Here is a 16,654-nt window from a genome sequence, read left to right as displayed (position 1 = left end):
TTGGCCCATTATAGATAAATAAATGAGTAAAGTTAGGTTGATTGCATATAAATAAATGCAGATATTATCAACAGAGTTAATTTTAAACTGCTATTCTGAGTATTAATCAGTAACTTATCTAATGATTATTTGTTAAGCTACTGTTAACAATAAAAAATAAGAAAATGATCCTTAGTAACTTTGGGCTGGGAATATGTTAACTGCACCTATACACGACAATGAAGAAGCGCGCTTACAGACACTGAGAAATTTAAACGTATTAGATACCGCTGCTGAAGAGCGCTTTGATCGTATTACTCGTTTAGCAAAACGACTATTTTCAGTTTCAATTTGTTTAGTGAGTTTGGTTGATGAAAATCGCCAATGGTTTAAATCCTGCCAAGGCCTAGTTGCCAGTGAAACTCCTCGAGATATTTCATTTTGTGGTCATGCCATTCATCATGAAGGACCGTTTGTTATTAATGACGCCTCCAAAGATGAACGGTTTTCTGACAACCCTTTGGTGACAGAAGCACCTCATATTCGTTTTTACACTGGTCATCCTCTCACAATGCCGAACGGTATGCGTGTGGGAACATTGTGTATCATTGATGATAAACCACGTGAATTTAGCCACGATGATAAAATTGCACTTAAAGATTTAGCCGAAATGGTGGTGTCTGAATTAGTCTCTATACAGCAAACGACGTTGGATGAACTAACGGGAATTTCAAATCGACGTGGTTTTGAAGTGTTAGCCAATCAAGCGATATCAACTTGGGATCGAAATGAGGTTGGCAGTTGTTTAGTGTTTTTTGATTTGGATTACTTCAAACAAATTAATGATAATCATGGGCATGATGCAGGCGATAGAGCGTTAAAAGCTTTCGCAAACTTATTAACTCAAGAGTTTAGAGATTCTGATGTAATTGCCCGTTTTGGCGGTGATGAATTTTTAGTGTTATTTTGTGAATGCAATGATGGTCATGTCACTTTTGCTCTTGAACGTTTTAAACGTGCGCTTAAAAAACACAATGATACTAGTAACGAACCTTTTGAGTTGGCTTACAGTGTCGGTTTAGCGTCAAGAAATGCCAAACAAAAATTGAATGTTACTCAATATTTAGAGTTAGCAGACCAAGCAATGTACCAGGTAAAAGCGCGACATCACGATGGTCGCTGAAGCAAATTGATACACAAATTGACCATTATGTTGGCAAAATTCAGCGCTTTATCACTGTTATCTTTTGTCGCTAGCTTAGACTGAATAATCACATAACGAGGTGATCTTATTAAGCGCTTTAGGCGTAAAATCATTACTCGTATTAATGACTAATATTAATTAACTATTATTGGTCTGCATTCAGTCAGGAGTCGTCCCATGAAAAACGCCATAGATATTTATCAAGCACTGAAAGTGTTTAATAAAATAACTGAATTTGGTGAAAAGCATTCGAGTGAAAGCGGCTATAACTCGACTTACCAACTGTGTGGCTTACACGCTGAAACGGGTTATGATGGCTACACTATTACGCTTAGTGATGGACGTACTTCCCTTAATATCTATTTCCATAATAAATACCAATTCGATTATCCTGATAATGAAGCCTTTGAGAATTTTATGCGTCGTTTCAGTGAAGTGATTAATCATACTGTTCAATAAAGGTTAACAAGCTACTTTCAAGTCACTTTGATAGGGACTAAGTGACTAGAGTAAGTCACTATAGTTAATTGCTAGAGTAAGTAGCTAGAGTGAATTTCTTTAGCTAGGCGGTAGGTTATCTGACAAGGATGATAGTGAGCTAGTCCCAACGTTTCATTTCTATTAAACGGCTAATGGTTCTGCGAAATTCGAAGGAAAGAGCGCCGCCAGTATAAAGCTCATCTATATTAAAGATTGAGCAAACGGTGAGTGATACTTTTTGATCATAAAGCTCATCGACTAAGCTAATGAAGCGTCTTGCAGGATCATCATTGGTTGCATAATTGAGTTGTCTCTCGCCCGTTTTAGTTCCAACAGCAGCATCCTCAGTTCCACGCGCCTTAATCCATGACCTCACTTCGCCACCAAGTTGTGGTACTTCATCCACTACGACATGATCAAATGAACTCGCAATTTCTATGTAATCTAGTTGGGATCTTGGTCCGTCACAGATGTCCTCAAAATTAAACCAAATAAGCTTGTTGACCATAGCCTGGTAGGGTATCGAGCGGTTACAGATACTGATGTGATTATGTGTTGTGCATACCGCTGCTTGGTGTGGATAGTGACGCCCTGCGAGTGCGATGAAGTTTTCATGATCCATTGAAGGGTTAAGAGATATTTGCTCGCAACGAGTTGAACTCGCTTGTTGATTGATGCGGTGGTCAATCTCGCCACTAAGTTCAACTTCCTGTACCTGCTTTTTGAACAAATCGATAAAGGGTAAAAATCGTTCCCTTTGTAATCCACCTTCATAAAGCCGATTCACTTCAATATTAGAGGTGGCAACGAGTATAACGCCATGACTAAACAAGTGCTCAAATAAGCGCCCTAGTATAATGGCATCGCCTATATCAGAGACAAAGAACTCATCAAAACAAATTATTTGATATTGCTCTGCATATAAGTGAGCAATATGAACTAATGGATCACTAACACCTTTACTGGTGTTTAGTTGATGATGCACTTCGGCCATAAATCGATGAAAATGTAATCTCAGCTTACGGTCAGTAATGAGGTTTGAGTAGAACAAGTCCATCAGAAAGGTTTTACCGCGGCCCACATCTCCCCAGAGATAAACGCCGATGGTATGGTTTGCTTGATTTATTACTTTATCAGCTGAAGTCGAGTCAGCATCGACTGAGTGTTGGAGATTCAGTTCGTTGAATAACTGGTTAAGCAGTTTTAGTGCGTGTGCTTGGGCTGGATCGTCGACTAACACTTGCTGAGTGGGATCGAGTGCGCCTGACTTCGACTGCACTATTTTATCGCGATATAAATGTAATAGATTAGTTGTCACGCTACAGCCACTCAAAAGCTTATTGGTCGTTTAATATATCAAAGTATATCAGTAATTAAATGGGCTTATAGCGTCAATTTATTTTCAGATATTGACTTGTACCTTCACACTTGAGTGAATACGTAAGACAGTTGGCCTCGACTAGAAACTTTGGTTTTTTTGAAAATATTTTGGATATGCATTTTGACTGTGTTGATTGAAATACTTAAATGAGCGGCAATTTGCTCATTAGATAAGCCCTGGCAAACCAGAGATAATACTTGTTGTTCTTTTTTAGTTGTTAACGACAGTAACTCTGTTTGACGTTGCGTAATAGGCTGGCGTTTACGAGATTGAATATAATGCGACATCGCATCATGGCTGAAATAGAGCTTATTATTATCGATATTCTTTAGTGCTTCAATGATTTCGATAATGGATGCGCTTACGGAAAGGCCGCCATGAAAACCATTAGCTATGAGTAATGTTTCTGTATCTGAGTTCAAGCTTGAGCAAAAAGCGAGGTGCTTACCTTCAGAGATAAGTTCTGTCGATAAGTTAGGGATGTGTTGTTTCGGATCATCAACAAAGTGCAGGAGAATTTTTTTGTGCTGATCAGCCTGTTGCCAATGGAAATCAAGAGGGTCATGGCTGATGGTATTACACTTAAGTAGCTCAGTAATTTGACAGAGTTGTTGCGTCAAAGGCTCAGGTATATCACCTAAGAAAATATCCGATAAAATCATCTTACGTCCTTGTTTATAACAATCAACTATTGAAGTCCTTAACAATAGTCTGCAAATCTAGCAGATACAGATTATTACATATAATTAGAAAACACTGAAGTTATTAATGGATTAGATAAATTTACGTGGATTGGCAGGCGAATGGATTGTAAACGCAATGTTATTGTTGTTTTTATTTAGTTAGTTTACTATAAGTCGAAAATTTATAATAAGAAGGATACTGCTGGGTATGAATAACAAAGGAAACGGGGTGACTTTTATTGGTCCCGAAACTTCACTGGATGGGGAAATGACAGTAAAAGGGCCTGCTTTGATTGCTGGTCAAGTCAAAGGTGTTATTCGTTCAACAGACCAAGTTAAAATTGAAGTAGGTGGCGAAATTGACGGTGAACTTTACTGTCAAGAACTGCGCGTTTGTGGAGTATTTAAAGGTTCTCTACACTGTAATAGTCTCGTTATCGTAAGCTCTGGTGTGGTTGAAGGTGATGTTTCAAGTCATAAGATGGAAATCTATGATGGTGGTCAGTTCTTAGGTGCAAGAACCAAAGGACCTGAGCAAGGTGTTTTACCTGAACTAGCAGCAGATGAACAAGCTGTTGCTGCCTTTAGTGCACCATATAATGATGAACCGGCGTACGCCTCCCCAAAGGCTGAAGCGCCTATTGCAGAGGCGCCGATAGCTCAGGCTGCAAAAGTGAGCAATGTTAATGTCATGGCTGAGCCAATGACTAACGTTGCGGTTGACACTCCTCAAGTGAAAACTGAGATTAAACCAGAAATAAAGCCAGAGCCTATCTCTGATATTAGAGATAATTTACAGGCTGATATTCAGACGAATGAACCTGTTATAAAAGCAGAGCCAAAGCCTGTCGCGACGCAAGAAAGACGTACCGCGCCAGTGCAAAGCAATGAAGCAGAAGCTGCTTCAAAGCCAAAATCTAAGCTAGAAATAAAGCCTCAACCTAACCCTCAAGCCCAATTAGCTGCGAAAGCTGCTGCTGAGAAAGCACAAGAGAAAAAGTCTGGTTCAGGAACTAAGTTTGTTATTGCTGGCGTTGTATTAGCTGCCGCAGCAGGTGTCGTTGTTATGAAGCCAGAATTGACAGAAGACCTAATGGCGCAATTCAATCAACCGGCATCTGAAAAGGTAACATCTGAACCAGCAGTTAAAGGTGTTGTCGTTGCAGAGGTGGTTGAAATGGCAAGTCCAGAAACCGCTGAAGTGGTCGTTGCCGAAACAGCATTAGCTCAATTAGATGAAGCTACTGTAGCCGAATCTAGTGTTGAAACTGACGAAGTCGTTGATTCAGTATTAGGTGAACAACAAGCTTTATTAGCCGAACTTGAACAGACTGGCGAAGAGCTAGAAGCTGAAATAGTTGCGGATATTGCCGCTGAAGCTGACGAAGTTATCGTATCATCGGAAGCTGCTACAGAAGCTGAAGTGGTCGATAAAACAAATGTCGATAGCTTATTGGCAGATTTACTAGCTGAAGATCGCACTGAATTAGCTGAGCCATCAGATGAGATTGAAGAGCCTTCTACAGGTAACCTTTAATTACTTGAGCTGATTCATTAGCCTGAGCACTGCAGTGCGTTTAAGGTAAAGTTAGTAAGCCAACAAAATCGTTATAGGCCCTCAATATGAGGGCCTTTTTATTGACTAAAACGCTTATGAATTTAATACCAATCAGCAGAAGAATATGCTCATTCTTACTGGTTAAAATCGCTTATAACGTCGTTAGAAATTTTGTAGGTAGAGCAACTAGCTAGCTGCAATTCCTGCCTTGTTCTAAGCGGTTTTTCCAACGCAATATCTGCTCACTTATTTATCCCTATTGGTATAATACCAATCAGCATAAGAATATGCTCATTCTTACTGGTTAAAATCGCTTATAACGTCGTTAAAAAATTTGTAGGCAGAGCAACTAGCTAGCTTCAATTCCTGCCTTGTTCTAAGCGCTTTTTCCTACGCAATATCTGCTCACTTATTTATTCCGATTGGTATAAGCCCTGTGTAGCGGTCTTATTTTGACCCGTTTACTGATAGTGAGCGTAAATTTCACAGTAATTAAACTGAATTTCTCTTTGGGCTTTGGGCTTTGAGCAATGCAAAAAATAATGCTCATTGAATATAGAAACTTTTTTAACCTTTAATTTAACTCTAACAATTTCCCTAATCCAACCTCAACTGACTGCGCTAATCTTGTGCGCACCGAAATGGAGCTGCACTTTTTTGGTGCGTTTATTTGGCTTTATTAATAACTGTTTTTAATTTATTTGTTGTAAAACAGGTGTTTACAAGTTTGGCCTAATGATTGAATTGTATTTACAAACAAATATATAACAATCACACTTTTGGAGGTCGAGATGAAACTCGTCAGCGCTATCATCAAGCCGTTTAAATTGGATGATGTCCGAGAAGCAATTGCTGGAATGGGCATTGAAGGAATGACTGTAACTGAAGTAAAAGGTTTTGGTCGTCAAAAAGGTCACACAGAGCTTTATCGTGGTGCAGAGTATCAAGTTGATTTTCTTCCTAAAGTAAAATTAGAAATTGCCACTAAAGCAGAAAATTTAGACGTATTACTTGAAGCAATTACTACAGCAGCTCATACCGGCAAAATTGGTGATGGCAAAATTTTTGTAACTGATCTCGAACAAGCAATCCGTATCCGTACGGGTGAACTTGATAACGAAGCACTATAAGGGGGCTGGAATGGAAGAGTTAGCAGCGTTAGGAACAACGGTCACTGAATTACGCTTTGCATTAGATACGTTTTATTTTCTAATCTCGGGTGCTTTAGTTATGTGGATGGCAGCGGGTTTTGCCATGTTGGAAGCGGGTTTAGTCCGCTCAAAAAATACCACAGAAATTCTAACTAAAAACGTATGTTTATATTCAATTGCATGTGTGATGTATTTATTGGTTGGTTACAACATCATGTATGTCGATAATGTCGAAGCAGGGTGGTTGCCATCGTTTGGTTCACTCATTGGTTCACAAGCAGACGGTGCTGATCATGCACTTGAGTCTGACTTCTTTTTCCAAGTAGTCTTCGTTGCTACAGCTATGTCAATTGTATCTGGCGCTGTTGCTGAGCGAATGAAACTTTGGTCTTTCTTACTTTTCTCTGTGGTTTTGACAGCTGTTATCTATCCAATTGAAGGTTACTGGACATGGGGTGGTGGTTTCCTTTCTGCTGCAGGTTTTGTTGACTTTGCTGGTAGTGGTATTGTTCATATGGCGGGCGCCGCTGCTGCGATTGCTGGGGTATTGCTACTAGGAGCTCGTAAAGGTAAATATGGTGCAAATGGTGCAGTAAACCCAATTCCAGGTTCAAACTTACCTATGGCCACGTTAGGTATGTTCATTTTATGGATGGGTTGGTTTGGATTTAACGGTGGCTCTCAGTTACTCGTTTCTGATGCAGAAAATGCTACTGCAGTCGCGAAGATTTTCTTAAACACAAACTCTGCCGCTGCTTTTGGTGCTGTATCTGCGCTCATCGTGTGTAAGGTTGTTTGGGGTAAAGCTGATTTGACCATGATTTTAAATGGTGCATTAGCAGGCCTAGTTGCTATCACTGCTGACCCATTATCACCTTCATTATTGATGGCTGGTGTAACAGGTATTGTAGCTGGTGGTGTTGTTATCTTCTCAATCGTTGCTTTTGACCGTATTAAAATTGATGACCCAGTAGGTGCCATCTCAGTTCACGGTGTATGTGGTTTCCTAGGTTTGATGTTAGTTCCTCTATCAAACGCTGATGCTAACTTTGGTGCTCAACTATATGGTGCATTTGTTATCTTTGCTTGGGTATTCGCTGCTTCATTTGCTGTTTGGTTTGTACTGAAAGCAACTGTTGGTATTCGAGTAACAGAAGAAGAAGAGTATAACGGTATGGATTCATCAGATTGTGGTGTCGATGCATACCCAGAGTTTGTTTCAATTAAATCAGCTGGTTAATAAATGATTTAGTTTGAATTATGCTTAAAAAAGCAGAGCCATAGTGCTCTGCTTTTTTTGTTATAATAATGGCTCAATGGGGTATTGAGTAGGTTGTAATATGAGCAAGCTGGTTAAGTTAACCGTTTTAATTAGTGTGGCAGCTTTGATATTGAGCTTGTCAGTTAATGAGGTTCAAGCTGGAAAAGTGGTGGTCCGCAAGGCCTCTGAGCCTTTTGATGCTTTTGCAGTAAGAGATCAAGTGCAACAAGATCATCAATGGCAAGAAATGTTACGGATGCAGCAGCAGATCCAAATATTACAGGCATTACCGGTAGGTTGTTTGCCAATTGCAGTACCTTACCGCTACTTTAATTGCTCTGGTAATGCTTATCGCCCATACCCTTATCAAGGTGAAGAGGTTTATATTCAGATTGATAATCCTCAGCGTTCAATAAAGAACCCTCCAAAGGTAAAACCTGTTCAATAACTAATATTACCAGTCTAATTCATCTAAATTTACATATCGCGAATGACGGCTCATTCGTTTATTAAATAGGTTTTGTCACGTTTAAGTGTCTCATTTTTTGCGCTTGCAACTATGCTTAATTAAGGCAATTGCTGGAGCATATGTATGTTACAAGAAGATGAAAATTCAAAAAATATATTTTCTAATAGTAATTATTTTTCTAGGTTATTGATTAATAGTTTTTATTTGTTAATTATCTCGTTGTTTTTTTCTTTCCTCACAGGCTGTAGTAGCACCACTCAGACAAAAAACACCGCTATAGTCAGCACATTGTTCAGTGATAATGATTTTAACTCCGTCGCAATTCCAGATACCGATGCTATTTTTGAACTCCCAGAAGGGATGGTGATTGATATAAAAAAAGAGTATGCACGTTCTGCTGGTATTACTGGTGAAAAGCAAGCCGCAAATAAATGGTTAGCTGAGTATATTGGTGCGCAAGATGGTGGTTTTGAATTTCGCGACCACTACACCAGAATGGCCAGAGTAACCGCCCAAGAGCGTGCTGGTAATTGTATGTCTTTGGTGGTTTTATCCACCGCAGTTGCTGATGCTTTGAATATACCTGTTAAGTTTCAGGATATTGATGTTGAGCCTGTTTGGGATAGACGTGGAGGCTTTTATCTCGTTAATGGTCACGTGAATATGAAGCTACTTCATCATGATCAACCCAATACATATAGCATGAGAGGCTCAGAAATCTTAGTGGACTTCTTGCCTGAGCGTTCTGTCAGAGCATATAGAATAAAGCAGATAAGCAGACAAACCTTAGCGGGCATGTATTTTAATAATGTTGCGGCTGAAGCATTGGTGAGAAATGAATATGATCTCGCCTATGCCTTAGCTAAAAGAGCCATTGAGCTAGACCCATTTTATGTGAATAGCATTAATACACTTGCCGTCATATATCGTCATAAAGGGATGGACGAATTAGCTGAGCAAGCATACCGACATGTTTTACAGTTAGATGCTAAAAACATCACAACCTTATACAACCTCGCCATCATTCTTGGTGAGCAAGATAGATTAGAAGAATGGAAGCAGGTACATAAAGTGTTAGAGCTTGCCCGTATAAACAATCCCTTTTATTACTTTGACATGGCTCAGCAAGCCTACTTTGAAAAGCAGTATCAAGAGGCGTTAGTGTGGTACAAACGTGCAGTGGATAGAGCGGATTATCGTCATGAGTTCTACTTTGGATTATCACGTGCTTACTGGGCCACGGGGGATGAAAGAAGAGCGAAGAAAAATATGGAGAAAGCTCTAGATTTAAGTATTGATGAAACGAGTCAGCATAGATACAAAGGTAAGCTTCAAGCAATGATGCGGCATTAACATTTCGGCGACTAGGATCACTTTCATCTGGATGACGTTATACACAAATAAGCTACGCTCAGTTTAAGTTGAGCGTAGCTTTTTCGTTGCTAATAAAAAATTCACATTATGGGATAAAGGGACGAATATAACCGAAATTAATGAATTTATTAGATATTTTAAAATGTTAAATTTAAACTTATTGATTAACAGTGATTTATACTCATAAAATAGACAAAATCATAGATTGAGTGAATTATTGTATGGTACTGTTTGAATTATAAAGCTGTGCGTTATGCTTTACTGCCAAGCTTAAAGTTTGGCATAAATAAACTGTTTGCTGGAGCTGTATAAACTATGTATTACCAAAATGATGACGTTAGAATTGATGAGATAAAAGAACTATTGCCTCCTATCGCTATTTTAGAGCGATTTCCGGCGTCAGAAACGGCATCAGCAACCGTGTTTAATGCTCGTGATGGGATCCACCGTATTCTGAACCGTCAAGATGACCGTTTACTTGTGGTCATTGGCCCATGCTCTATTCATGATCCTGTTGCCGCGTTAGATTATGGCAAGCGTTTAATTGCCCTTCGCGAGCAATATAAAGATCAACTTGAAATTGTTATGCGTGTTTATTTTGAAAAACCGCGCACCACAGTGGGTTGGAAAGGCTTGATTAACGACCCATACATGGACAACAGTTTTAAGCTAAATGATGGCTTAAGAACAGCTCGTAAACTATTGGTTGATTTGAATGAGTCAGGAATACCTACAGCAGGCGAGTTCCTTGATATGATCACACCACAATATGTTGCAGACATGATGTGTTGGGGCGCAATTGGTGCGCGTACGACTGAATCACAAGTTCACCGTGAACTTGCTTCAGGTTTATCAAGCCCTGTCGGGTTTAAAAACGGTACCGACGGTACAATTAAAGTGGCAATCGATGCCATAGGTGCAGCAAGTGCACCTCACCATTTTCTATCGGTAACAAAGTTTGGCCATTCTGCAATCGTATCGACAAAAGGTAATCCTGATTGCCACATCATTTTACGTGGTGGTAAAGCGCCAAATTATAGCGAAAGCGATGTGTCTGAGATTGAAGCTCAGTTAGAGAAAGCAAAATTGCCTTCTAACATTATGATCGATTTTAGTCATGCTAATAGCAGCAAAGACTATAAAAAACAGATGATAGTTGCTGAAGATGTTGCAGGACAAATTAGTTCAGGTAATCAAAATATCTTTGGTGTAATGGTTGAAAGTAACATCGAAGAAGGCAGACAAGATTTAGTGGTAGGAAAAGAGCTTTGCTATGGCCAAAGCATTACAGATGCTTGTATTGGTTGGAGCGATACAGAAAAGTTGCTTGCAACATTAAGTGACAGCGTACTGAAAAGACGCGGTTAGTCATTAGCGGGCTTTATAATAAATAAAAAAGGCGCTGTTAAGCGCCTTTTTTATTTGTTGGTGTTAGCTAAATACTCATTGGCTTTAGCTAGGCTTCCAAATGCCGAAATTAGATTGTTTCTTCCTTTATCTTGAAGCTCAGGGTTACCTGATTCAATCATCATCCATACCCATGTTTGTATTAATTGTAATGGTGGGTGCTGAACTTTTGTTGCGTCTAACATGTTGCTTCCTTTGAACGGGGAAAAAATGTTAATGGCTAGTATAATTCGCCAAAAAGTATCGATTAAAGAGTACCAAATTCTCTTTGGTTGCTGAACTAGAAACACACTAATAATTGCATATTTAGTAAATTATTTTATAAAAACTAGCCTTTATAATTACTTAAAAGAACAGTTTGTAAGCCTAAAGTGTTACTTGTGGCGTTTTTTATAATCTAAAATCTACAAAAGCGAGTGAAAGAAGCCGAAACTTCTCGAGATTTATTGATATGGAATAAATCTCAACTCCATATAATAGTGTTAACTTACTGTTGTATTGATTGTTGTATTGATTGTTGTATTGATTGTTGTATTGATTGTTGTATTGATTGTGGTACTGGCTAAATGTTTAATGCCGGTATTATTTTGAAAGTGAATTTAGTGTAATTGGTGAAAGTAAATGAGACCGTCAGCATATTTTGATGGACCAGTAGGAAAGTTAAACTGGCAAGTAGTGAGATTGTTATGGCCCTATTTATTTGAATTCAAAGGGCGAATTTTTCTGGCAATGTTATGTCTTATTGTCGCTAAACTAGCCAGTGTCGGTTTACCTTTCATTTTAAAGGACTTAGTCGATAGTTTAGACGGTCAAAAAACGGCTGCGATAGTGGCTGTCCCGGTTGCTTTAGTTATCGCATACGGATCTGTTAGGTTCTTGAATGTCATTATTGGGGAAATAAGAGATACGCTGTTTGGGCGAGTCACTGAAAGAGCCATTAGACGGCTTGGATTGGCGGTATTTGAGCACTTACATCGACTGGATCTTGATTTTCACTTAGACCGAAGGACTGGCGGATTATCACGAGACATTGAGCGCGGTACCAGTGGTATCAGCTTTTTAATGCGTTTTATGGTGTTCAACATTGTACCAACGCTCCTCGAAATCAGCTTAGTGATCATCATTTTCTTCTTTAATTATGGTATTGGTTTTGCGTTGATTACGCTTGTTGCAGTGGTCGCATATATTGGTTATTCGGTTGTGGCAACAGAGTGGAGAACAGGTTTTGTTCGAGATGCTGCTAATGCTGACTCCCTATCAAATACTCGCGCTGTTGATAGTTTATTGAATTATGAAACGGTTAAGTACTTTAATAATGAACGTTATGAGTCCGACCGATACGACTCTGCGTTAGAACAATGGGAAGTGGCCAAACGTAAGAATAGGTTGTCATTATTTGCTCTCAATGCCGGGCAAGCGTTAATTATTGCGGTGGCCATGACGGCTATGATGTGGCTGGCGGCTTATGAAGTGACTGCAGGCAATATGACGCTCGGTGACTTTGTGTTGATCAACGCCTTTATGATGCAGTTGTTTATACCGCTTAACTTTTTAGGTTTTGTATATCGTGAAATTCGTGGTGCGTTAGCCAATATTGAACGTATGTTTGGCTTGCTAGACAAGGTTCCAGCGATTAAAGATAGTCCACAAGCATCAGATGTTGTTCCTACAAAAGGGGAGCTGAGTTTTAATAATATTTGCTTTAATTATGACGAAAGGCCCATTTTAAAAGATGTCAGTTTTACCATTCCTGCAGGGCAGAAAGTGGCGGTTGTCGGTGAAAGTGGTGCTGGTAAATCAACGCTGATTAAACTGCTATTTCGTTTTTATGATGTAGACAGTGGTGCAATCAAAATCGATGGACAAGATATTCAACAATTGACGCAACAAGCACTTCGTCAGTCCATCGCCATTGTTCCACAAGACACCGTGCTATTTAACGATACCATTTATAACAATATTCTTTATGGCAGGCCTACTGCGAGCGACGATGAATTAAGAGAGGCGGTTAAACTGGCCAATTTGACTGACTTTATTGAATCACTGCCTCATCAGTGGGAAACCAAAGTCGGTGAACGAGGTTTAAAATTATCTGGTGGAGAAAAACAGCGAGTCTCTATTGCACGGGCAATTTTAAAGTCAGCGCCTATTTTGGTATTTGACGAAGCGACTTCATCTTTAGACAGTAAATCTGAACAAGCGATATTAACTGCGCTAAAAGTGGCTGAAAAAGGTCATACAAGCTTGGTGGTGGCGCACCGTTTATCAACGATTATTGATGCCGATAAAATTGTCGTATTGAGTCAAGGAAAGATCGCTGAGCAAGGGACTCATCAGGCGTTATTATTACAAAATGGCGTCTATGCAAAACTGTGGCGGATCCAAAATGAGCAAACAATCACACTTTGATGTGCAGCTTGTATACGTTTTCTCTCTTTGATAGTGCAGTTTTTGTGTATAATTAACTTAATTGCCTGGAAAGGATTGAGATCGTTTAGGTAAATAGGAAATTATCAGGTAATTACGCCTAAATATGGAGGTCGTTAGTGCAAAACATTTCTTTAATAGCAGCCTTAGAGGGTACACAACATAAAGTGACCACTGATTGGTTTGCAATTATGGCGACGCTTGAGAAGCGAGAAATGAATCAAGATGAACTGCAGTCAGTCTATGATGAATTATGCGCAGGCTTGATTGTGACTACCCGTGGACTAACTCTGGCTAAAATAAACGATAACGAGAGTGAAGATAGTTTATTAAAAGCAGATGATAGTGCGGCAGATATTTTGGTATAAACGTTTGAATAACCTATTTAACTGTAGGTTTATGTAATAGCGTTTACGTTATCATTACAGTGATAAATAGGCATAAAAAAAGCAATCATGAAGATTGCTTTTTTATTGCCAGAAACTCATCTTACTAATCACATCTTATCTATTCTTAGACCAGCTATTACAAACCATTTTGATCATTGTATTTGCACTAACATCTTCAGTTAATCGAGTGATTTGCCCTTGTTCAAAGCAAACTTTTTCACCTTCAATTTCTGAAAGTTTGTCACAGTTGCTACAGGTTAGCGATACTGATTTATGAGCCCCGCCGGATGTCATAATCGAATTTGCAGTTTTCAAAAGTAAGTCCCTAAACAAATGTGCTCTATGTCACAATTTTACACCTATTGTAAAAATAGTTCAAAGTTATGCCATGTCAATATATTAGCAATAAGTCTAATAGCTTTTGCTAATTTATATTTTGGGATTTTAAATAACTCGTCAATTTTACTAATATTGTCGGTAGAACTTATCTAACGACACTGAAATACCACTCTCTGTGACAATTTTTGCATGGTGGCGAGTAAGCTGTCTTGGTTCACTCACACCGCATGAATGAGCAATAATCTTTAAATCATGATGCAATGATTTATTGTAGTTGGCGACTCTTGCTGATTTATTACGAGGGTCTAATCCCTGTTGTAAGTGTTTATTATGGGTGGTGATCCCTGTTGGACAGGTGTCTTTATTACACTGCAATGCTTGTATACAACCCAATGCAAACATATTGCCTCTTGCTGATGCGATAAAGTCTGCGCCTGTCGCTAGTGCCCATGCTACTTGGGAAGGCAACACCATCTTGCCACTGGCAATCACTTTGATTCTTTGTTTTAAACCTTTTTGTCTGAATAAATTGATAACAATAGGCAGGCTTTCTTTTATCGGTAAGCCGACATGATCCATTAATGCCTGTGGGGCGGCTCCTGTTCCACCTTCAGCACTATCTAGAGTGAAAAAGTCCGGTGCATGTTCAATACCCCGATGGTTTATTTCTTCGCATAAATCAATTAACCATTGTTCATCACCGAGCACTGCCTTAATGCCGGTCGGTTTACCGGTGACTTCACGGACATGGCAAATCATGTCGATAATATCCACTACGCTATTAAACTCTGCATGGCCATTAGGGCTAATTGAATCTTCTCCAACAGGGATCCCGCGAATGGCGGCAATTTCTTCGGTGACTTTCACTCCTGGTAAAATACCGCCTTTACCAGGTTTTGCACCTTGACTGAGCTTAATTTCAAACATTTTGACACTGTCATGGCTCGCAATTGAACGAAGCTTGTCATCGTCTAAATGGCCATTGTCATCACGAACCCCATATTTGGCCGTGCCGATTTGAAATACCAGATCGCAATTGCCTTTTAAATGGTGCTCACTTAGCCCCCCTTCACCTGTATTTAGCCAGCAATCCGCTTGCGCGGCGCCATGAGATAAGGCTGTCACAGCAGGGCGAGACAAAGCGCCGAAACTCATTGCTGAAATATGGCAAATAGTCGATGTTTGATACGGTGTTTTACAATCAGATCCGATAGTGAGAACGTTATCTGTATACTGATCTGAGTCATACTTAGGAAACGCCGCATTCAAAAACATCACAGTGCCAGTTTTGTCGTGTGTTTGAGTTGAACCAAATGAAATGGTGCGGTCGATATTTTTAGCCGCGCGGTAAATCCAACTGCGTTCAGCGCGATTAAAGGGTAATTCTTCACGGTCTTGGGCAAAAAAGTATTGCCTAAAAAACTCACCTTGCTTCTCAAATAAATAACGAAAGCGACCTATAACAGGGTAGTTATGGCGAATAGCTTGTTTAGTTTGTAATTTATCGGCGATATACATATAAATCACCGCGATAAAACCGATAGCAATACAGGCTAGAAATAATCCTGTAAAAATCTCTAATCCGACAATAAACCAATGTGGCTGCATTTTTGTTCCTTAAAAATGTTCGATGGCAATCGTTACAGTATTGAGTGCGTTAAGTGAGTAATAACACTAAGCTGTTCAATTTTTGACTCAATTCATTATGGATGAAGCCAAGCTATTGTTCTAGCCTAAAATTCTCGGTATTGATGGCGTAATGGAACTTAAATGCGTTTATTAAAAATTGAGTAACATCGGCCGCAGGCTGATTAACTCGAACAAATTAATAGCAGCTATTACTCAAGGTTTTTACAAAATTGCCGATAAAGTAAGCTAACCTGAATTGTGATTGATAAATTATTGGAGCTGATGATGGAGCTATATAACCCGACGCAAATGAATGCCAAATCAAACCGTCAAACTTCGTCAGATGGGATGCTGGCTAAATCTGATACTAAGCCATTAACTGCTAATGATGGCGCCGCTGAAGTGAAAAGACCATCGGTTAGTGAGATAAGCCGAGACCTTAAAAACAGCAGCATCCTAGCAGCCCAAGAAAAAGTCAGTATCGCAGCAGGCAATCAATCTATGGCATTGTTATACCGCGCCGCCATTGATGCGATTAATATTGAACTTGAACCAACAATGGGCGAAAACGCGATTCAGAAAACCGCTGATAGTGAAGTCGATTATTCGCCAGAAGCAACTGCAGAACGTATAGTTAGCTTTGCAACTAACTTCTTTTCAGTACATCAGCAGCAGAACAGCCAAATGGAATTTACTGAGCAATTAGATAGTTTTATGGAAAAAATTTCTGGTGCGATAGATCAAGGCTTTAAAGAAGCGACTGAGATACTATCAGGGTTGAAAGTGTTTGAAGGTGACATTGCGGCTGGGGTGGAACAAACCTATAGTTTAATTCAGGCAGGGCTTGAAACTTTTAAACAGAATACAGCACCGCCGCAAGTTGACTGAACATATCGAATAACGTCATTTATGAGTCAAGGAAT

At 39.4% G+C, this 16,654-nt stretch carries 16 protein-coding genes; 11 read left to right on the top strand and 5 right to left on the bottom strand.

The features are described from left to right. The first annotated feature begins 193 nt into the window (after positions 1 to 193). Positions 194 to 1,162 (top strand): sensor domain-containing diguanylate cyclase, encoded by a 969-nt coding sequence (locus L2735_RS03630; protein WP_248983397.1) that lies wholly within the window; start codon positions 194 to 196, stop codon positions 1,160 to 1,162. Positions 1,163 to 1,360: 198 nt separating this feature from the next. After that, the gene (locus tag L2735_RS03625) at positions 1,361 to 1,642 is read left to right on the top strand and encodes a DUF3081 family protein (RefSeq protein WP_248983396.1); all 282 of its coding nucleotides are present in this window, start codon (positions 1,361 to 1,363) and stop codon (positions 1,640 to 1,642) included. A 139-nt stretch (positions 1,643 to 1,781) separates the two neighbouring features. Here the strand turns inward: L2735_RS03625 and zapE are convergent, their stop codons facing one another. Together zapE and L2735_RS03615 are read right to left on the bottom strand one after the other, a co-directional pair. Continuing rightward, positions 1,782 to 2,981, bottom strand: a complete 1,200-nt coding sequence (gene zapE / locus L2735_RS03620) for a cell division protein ZapE (protein WP_248983395.1) — start codon at positions 2,979 to 2,981, stop codon at positions 1,782 to 1,784. 104 nt (positions 2,982 to 3,085) lie between these two features. Beyond that, complete coding sequence (locus L2735_RS03615; protein ID WP_248983394.1) at positions 3,086 to 3,706, bottom strand: helix-turn-helix transcriptional regulator; 621 nt, start codon at positions 3,704 to 3,706, stop codon at positions 3,086 to 3,088. Between the two features lie 229 nt (positions 3,707 to 3,935). Between L2735_RS03615 and L2735_RS03610 the strand changes: the two genes are divergently transcribed. The 6 genes from L2735_RS03610 (at position 3,936) to aroG (ending at position 10,908) form a co-directional block, all read left to right on the top strand. Next, the gene (locus tag L2735_RS03610) at positions 3,936 to 5,264 is read left to right on the top strand and encodes a bactofilin family protein (RefSeq protein WP_248983393.1); all 1,329 of its coding nucleotides are present in this window, start codon (positions 3,936 to 3,938) and stop codon (positions 5,262 to 5,264) included. Positions 5,265 to 6,076: 812 nt separating this feature from the next. Continuing rightward, the gene (locus L2735_RS03605; protein ID WP_153912710.1) at positions 6,077 to 6,415 is read left to right on the top strand and encodes a P-II family nitrogen regulator; all 339 of its coding nucleotides are present in this window, start codon (positions 6,077 to 6,079) and stop codon (positions 6,413 to 6,415) included. A 10-nt stretch (positions 6,416 to 6,425) separates the two neighbouring features. Further along, positions 6,426 to 7,676 carry an ammonium transporter gene (locus L2735_RS03600; RefSeq protein WP_248983392.1) on the top strand — a complete coding sequence of 417 codons (1,251 nt, stop codon included), beginning with the start codon at positions 6,426 to 6,428 and terminating at the stop codon, positions 7,674 to 7,676. A gap of 100 nt (positions 7,677 to 7,776) precedes the next feature. Further along, on the top strand, positions 7,777 to 8,145 hold the full coding sequence (locus L2735_RS03595) for a hypothetical protein (protein WP_248983391.1): 369 nt from the start codon (positions 7,777 to 7,779) through the stop codon (positions 8,143 to 8,145). Between the two features lie 144 nt (positions 8,146 to 8,289). After that, a complete protein-coding gene (locus tag L2735_RS03590) occupies positions 8,290 to 9,519 on the top strand; it encodes a tetratricopeptide repeat protein (protein WP_428848287.1) in 1,230 nt (409 codons plus the stop codon). Positions 9,520 to 9,855: 336 nt separating this feature from the next. After that, positions 9,856 to 10,908 carry a 3-deoxy-7-phosphoheptulonate synthase AroG gene (gene aroG / locus L2735_RS03585; RefSeq protein WP_248983389.1) on the top strand — a complete coding sequence of 351 codons (1,053 nt, stop codon included), beginning with the start codon at positions 9,856 to 9,858 and terminating at the stop codon, positions 10,906 to 10,908. Between the two features lie 50 nt (positions 10,909 to 10,958). On the opposite strand, the gene L2735_RS03580 is transcribed toward aroG, so the two are convergent. After that, complete coding sequence (locus L2735_RS03580; protein ID WP_119967651.1) at positions 10,959 to 11,132, bottom strand: hypothetical protein; 174 nt, start codon at positions 11,130 to 11,132, stop codon at positions 10,959 to 10,961. A 436-nt stretch (positions 11,133 to 11,568) separates the two neighbouring features. Between L2735_RS03580 and L2735_RS03575 the strand changes: the two genes are divergently transcribed. Both L2735_RS03575 and L2735_RS03570 read left to right on the top strand, forming a co-directional pair. After that, the gene (locus L2735_RS03575) at positions 11,569 to 13,356 is read left to right on the top strand and encodes an ABCB family ABC transporter ATP-binding protein/permease (RefSeq protein ID WP_248983388.1); all 1,788 of its coding nucleotides are present in this window, start codon (positions 11,569 to 11,571) and stop codon (positions 13,354 to 13,356) included. Between the two features lie 137 nt (positions 13,357 to 13,493). Beyond that, the gene (locus tag L2735_RS03570) at positions 13,494 to 13,742 is read left to right on the top strand and encodes a hypothetical protein (protein ID WP_153912714.1); all 249 of its coding nucleotides are present in this window, start codon (positions 13,494 to 13,496) and stop codon (positions 13,740 to 13,742) included. Between the two features lie 135 nt (positions 13,743 to 13,877). Here the strand turns inward: L2735_RS03570 and L2735_RS03565 are convergent, their stop codons facing one another. Both L2735_RS03565 and L2735_RS03560 read right to left on the bottom strand, forming a co-directional pair. Next, positions 13,878 to 14,078: a hypothetical protein gene (locus L2735_RS03565; protein ID WP_248983387.1), complete on the bottom strand. Its 201-nt coding sequence runs from the start codon at positions 14,076 to 14,078 to the stop codon at positions 13,878 to 13,880. Positions 14,079 to 14,228: 150 nt separating this feature from the next. Next, on the bottom strand, positions 14,229 to 15,710 hold the full coding sequence (locus tag L2735_RS03560) for an FMN-binding glutamate synthase family protein (RefSeq protein WP_248983386.1): 1,482 nt from the start codon (positions 15,708 to 15,710) through the stop codon (positions 14,229 to 14,231). 279 nt (positions 15,711 to 15,989) lie between these two features. On the opposite strand from L2735_RS03560, the gene L2735_RS03555 reads away from it, so the two are divergent. After that, complete coding sequence (locus tag L2735_RS03555; protein WP_428848286.1) at positions 15,990 to 16,619, top strand: DUF5610 domain-containing protein; 630 nt, start codon at positions 15,990 to 15,992, stop codon at positions 16,617 to 16,619. Positions 16,620 to 16,654 lie beyond the last annotated feature (35 nt).

Source organism: Shewanella olleyana (genome assembly GCF_023283825.1).
Classification (GTDB): Bacteria; Pseudomonadota; Gammaproteobacteria; order Enterobacterales; family Shewanellaceae; genus Shewanella; species Shewanella olleyana.
This window is presented reverse-complemented; position numbering and strand designations above follow the sequence as displayed.

Excerpts from the sequence above, each read along its gene's own strand:
- aroG (WP_248983389.1), top strand. The coding sequence starts at position 9,856 with ATGTATTACCAAAATGATGACGTTAGAATTGATGAGATAAAAGAACTA.
- L2735_RS03605 (WP_153912710.1), top strand. The coding sequence starts at position 6,077 with ATGAAACTCGTCAGCGCTATCATCAAGCCGTTTAAATTGGATGATGTC.
- L2735_RS03580 (WP_119967651.1), bottom strand. The coding sequence starts at position 11,132 with ATGTTAGACGCAACAAAAGTTCAGCACCCACCATTACAATTAATACAA.
- L2735_RS03630 (WP_248983397.1), top strand. The coding sequence starts at position 194 with ATGTTAACTGCACCTATACACGACAATGAAGAAGCGCGCTTACAGACA.
- L2735_RS03615 (WP_248983394.1), bottom strand. The coding sequence starts at position 3,706 with ATGATTTTATCGGATATTTTCTTAGGTGATATACCTGAGCCTTTGACG.
- L2735_RS03600 (WP_248983392.1), top strand. The coding sequence starts at position 6,426 with ATGGAAGAGTTAGCAGCGTTAGGAACAACGGTCACTGAATTACGCTTT.
- L2735_RS03560 (WP_248983386.1), bottom strand. The coding sequence starts at position 15,710 with ATGCAGCCACATTGGTTTATTGTCGGATTAGAGATTTTTACAGGATTA.
- L2735_RS03575 (WP_248983388.1), top strand. The coding sequence starts at position 11,569 with ATGAGACCGTCAGCATATTTTGATGGACCAGTAGGAAAGTTAAACTGG.
- L2735_RS03625 (WP_248983396.1), top strand. The coding sequence starts at position 1,361 with ATGAAAAACGCCATAGATATTTATCAAGCACTGAAAGTGTTTAATAAA.
- L2735_RS03595 (WP_248983391.1), top strand. The coding sequence starts at position 7,777 with ATGAGCAAGCTGGTTAAGTTAACCGTTTTAATTAGTGTGGCAGCTTTG.
- L2735_RS03610 (WP_248983393.1), top strand. The coding sequence starts at position 3,936 with ATGAATAACAAAGGAAACGGGGTGACTTTTATTGGTCCCGAAACTTCA.
- L2735_RS03590 (WP_428848287.1), top strand. The coding sequence starts at position 8,290 with ATGTTACAAGAAGATGAAAATTCAAAAAATATATTTTCTAATAGTAAT.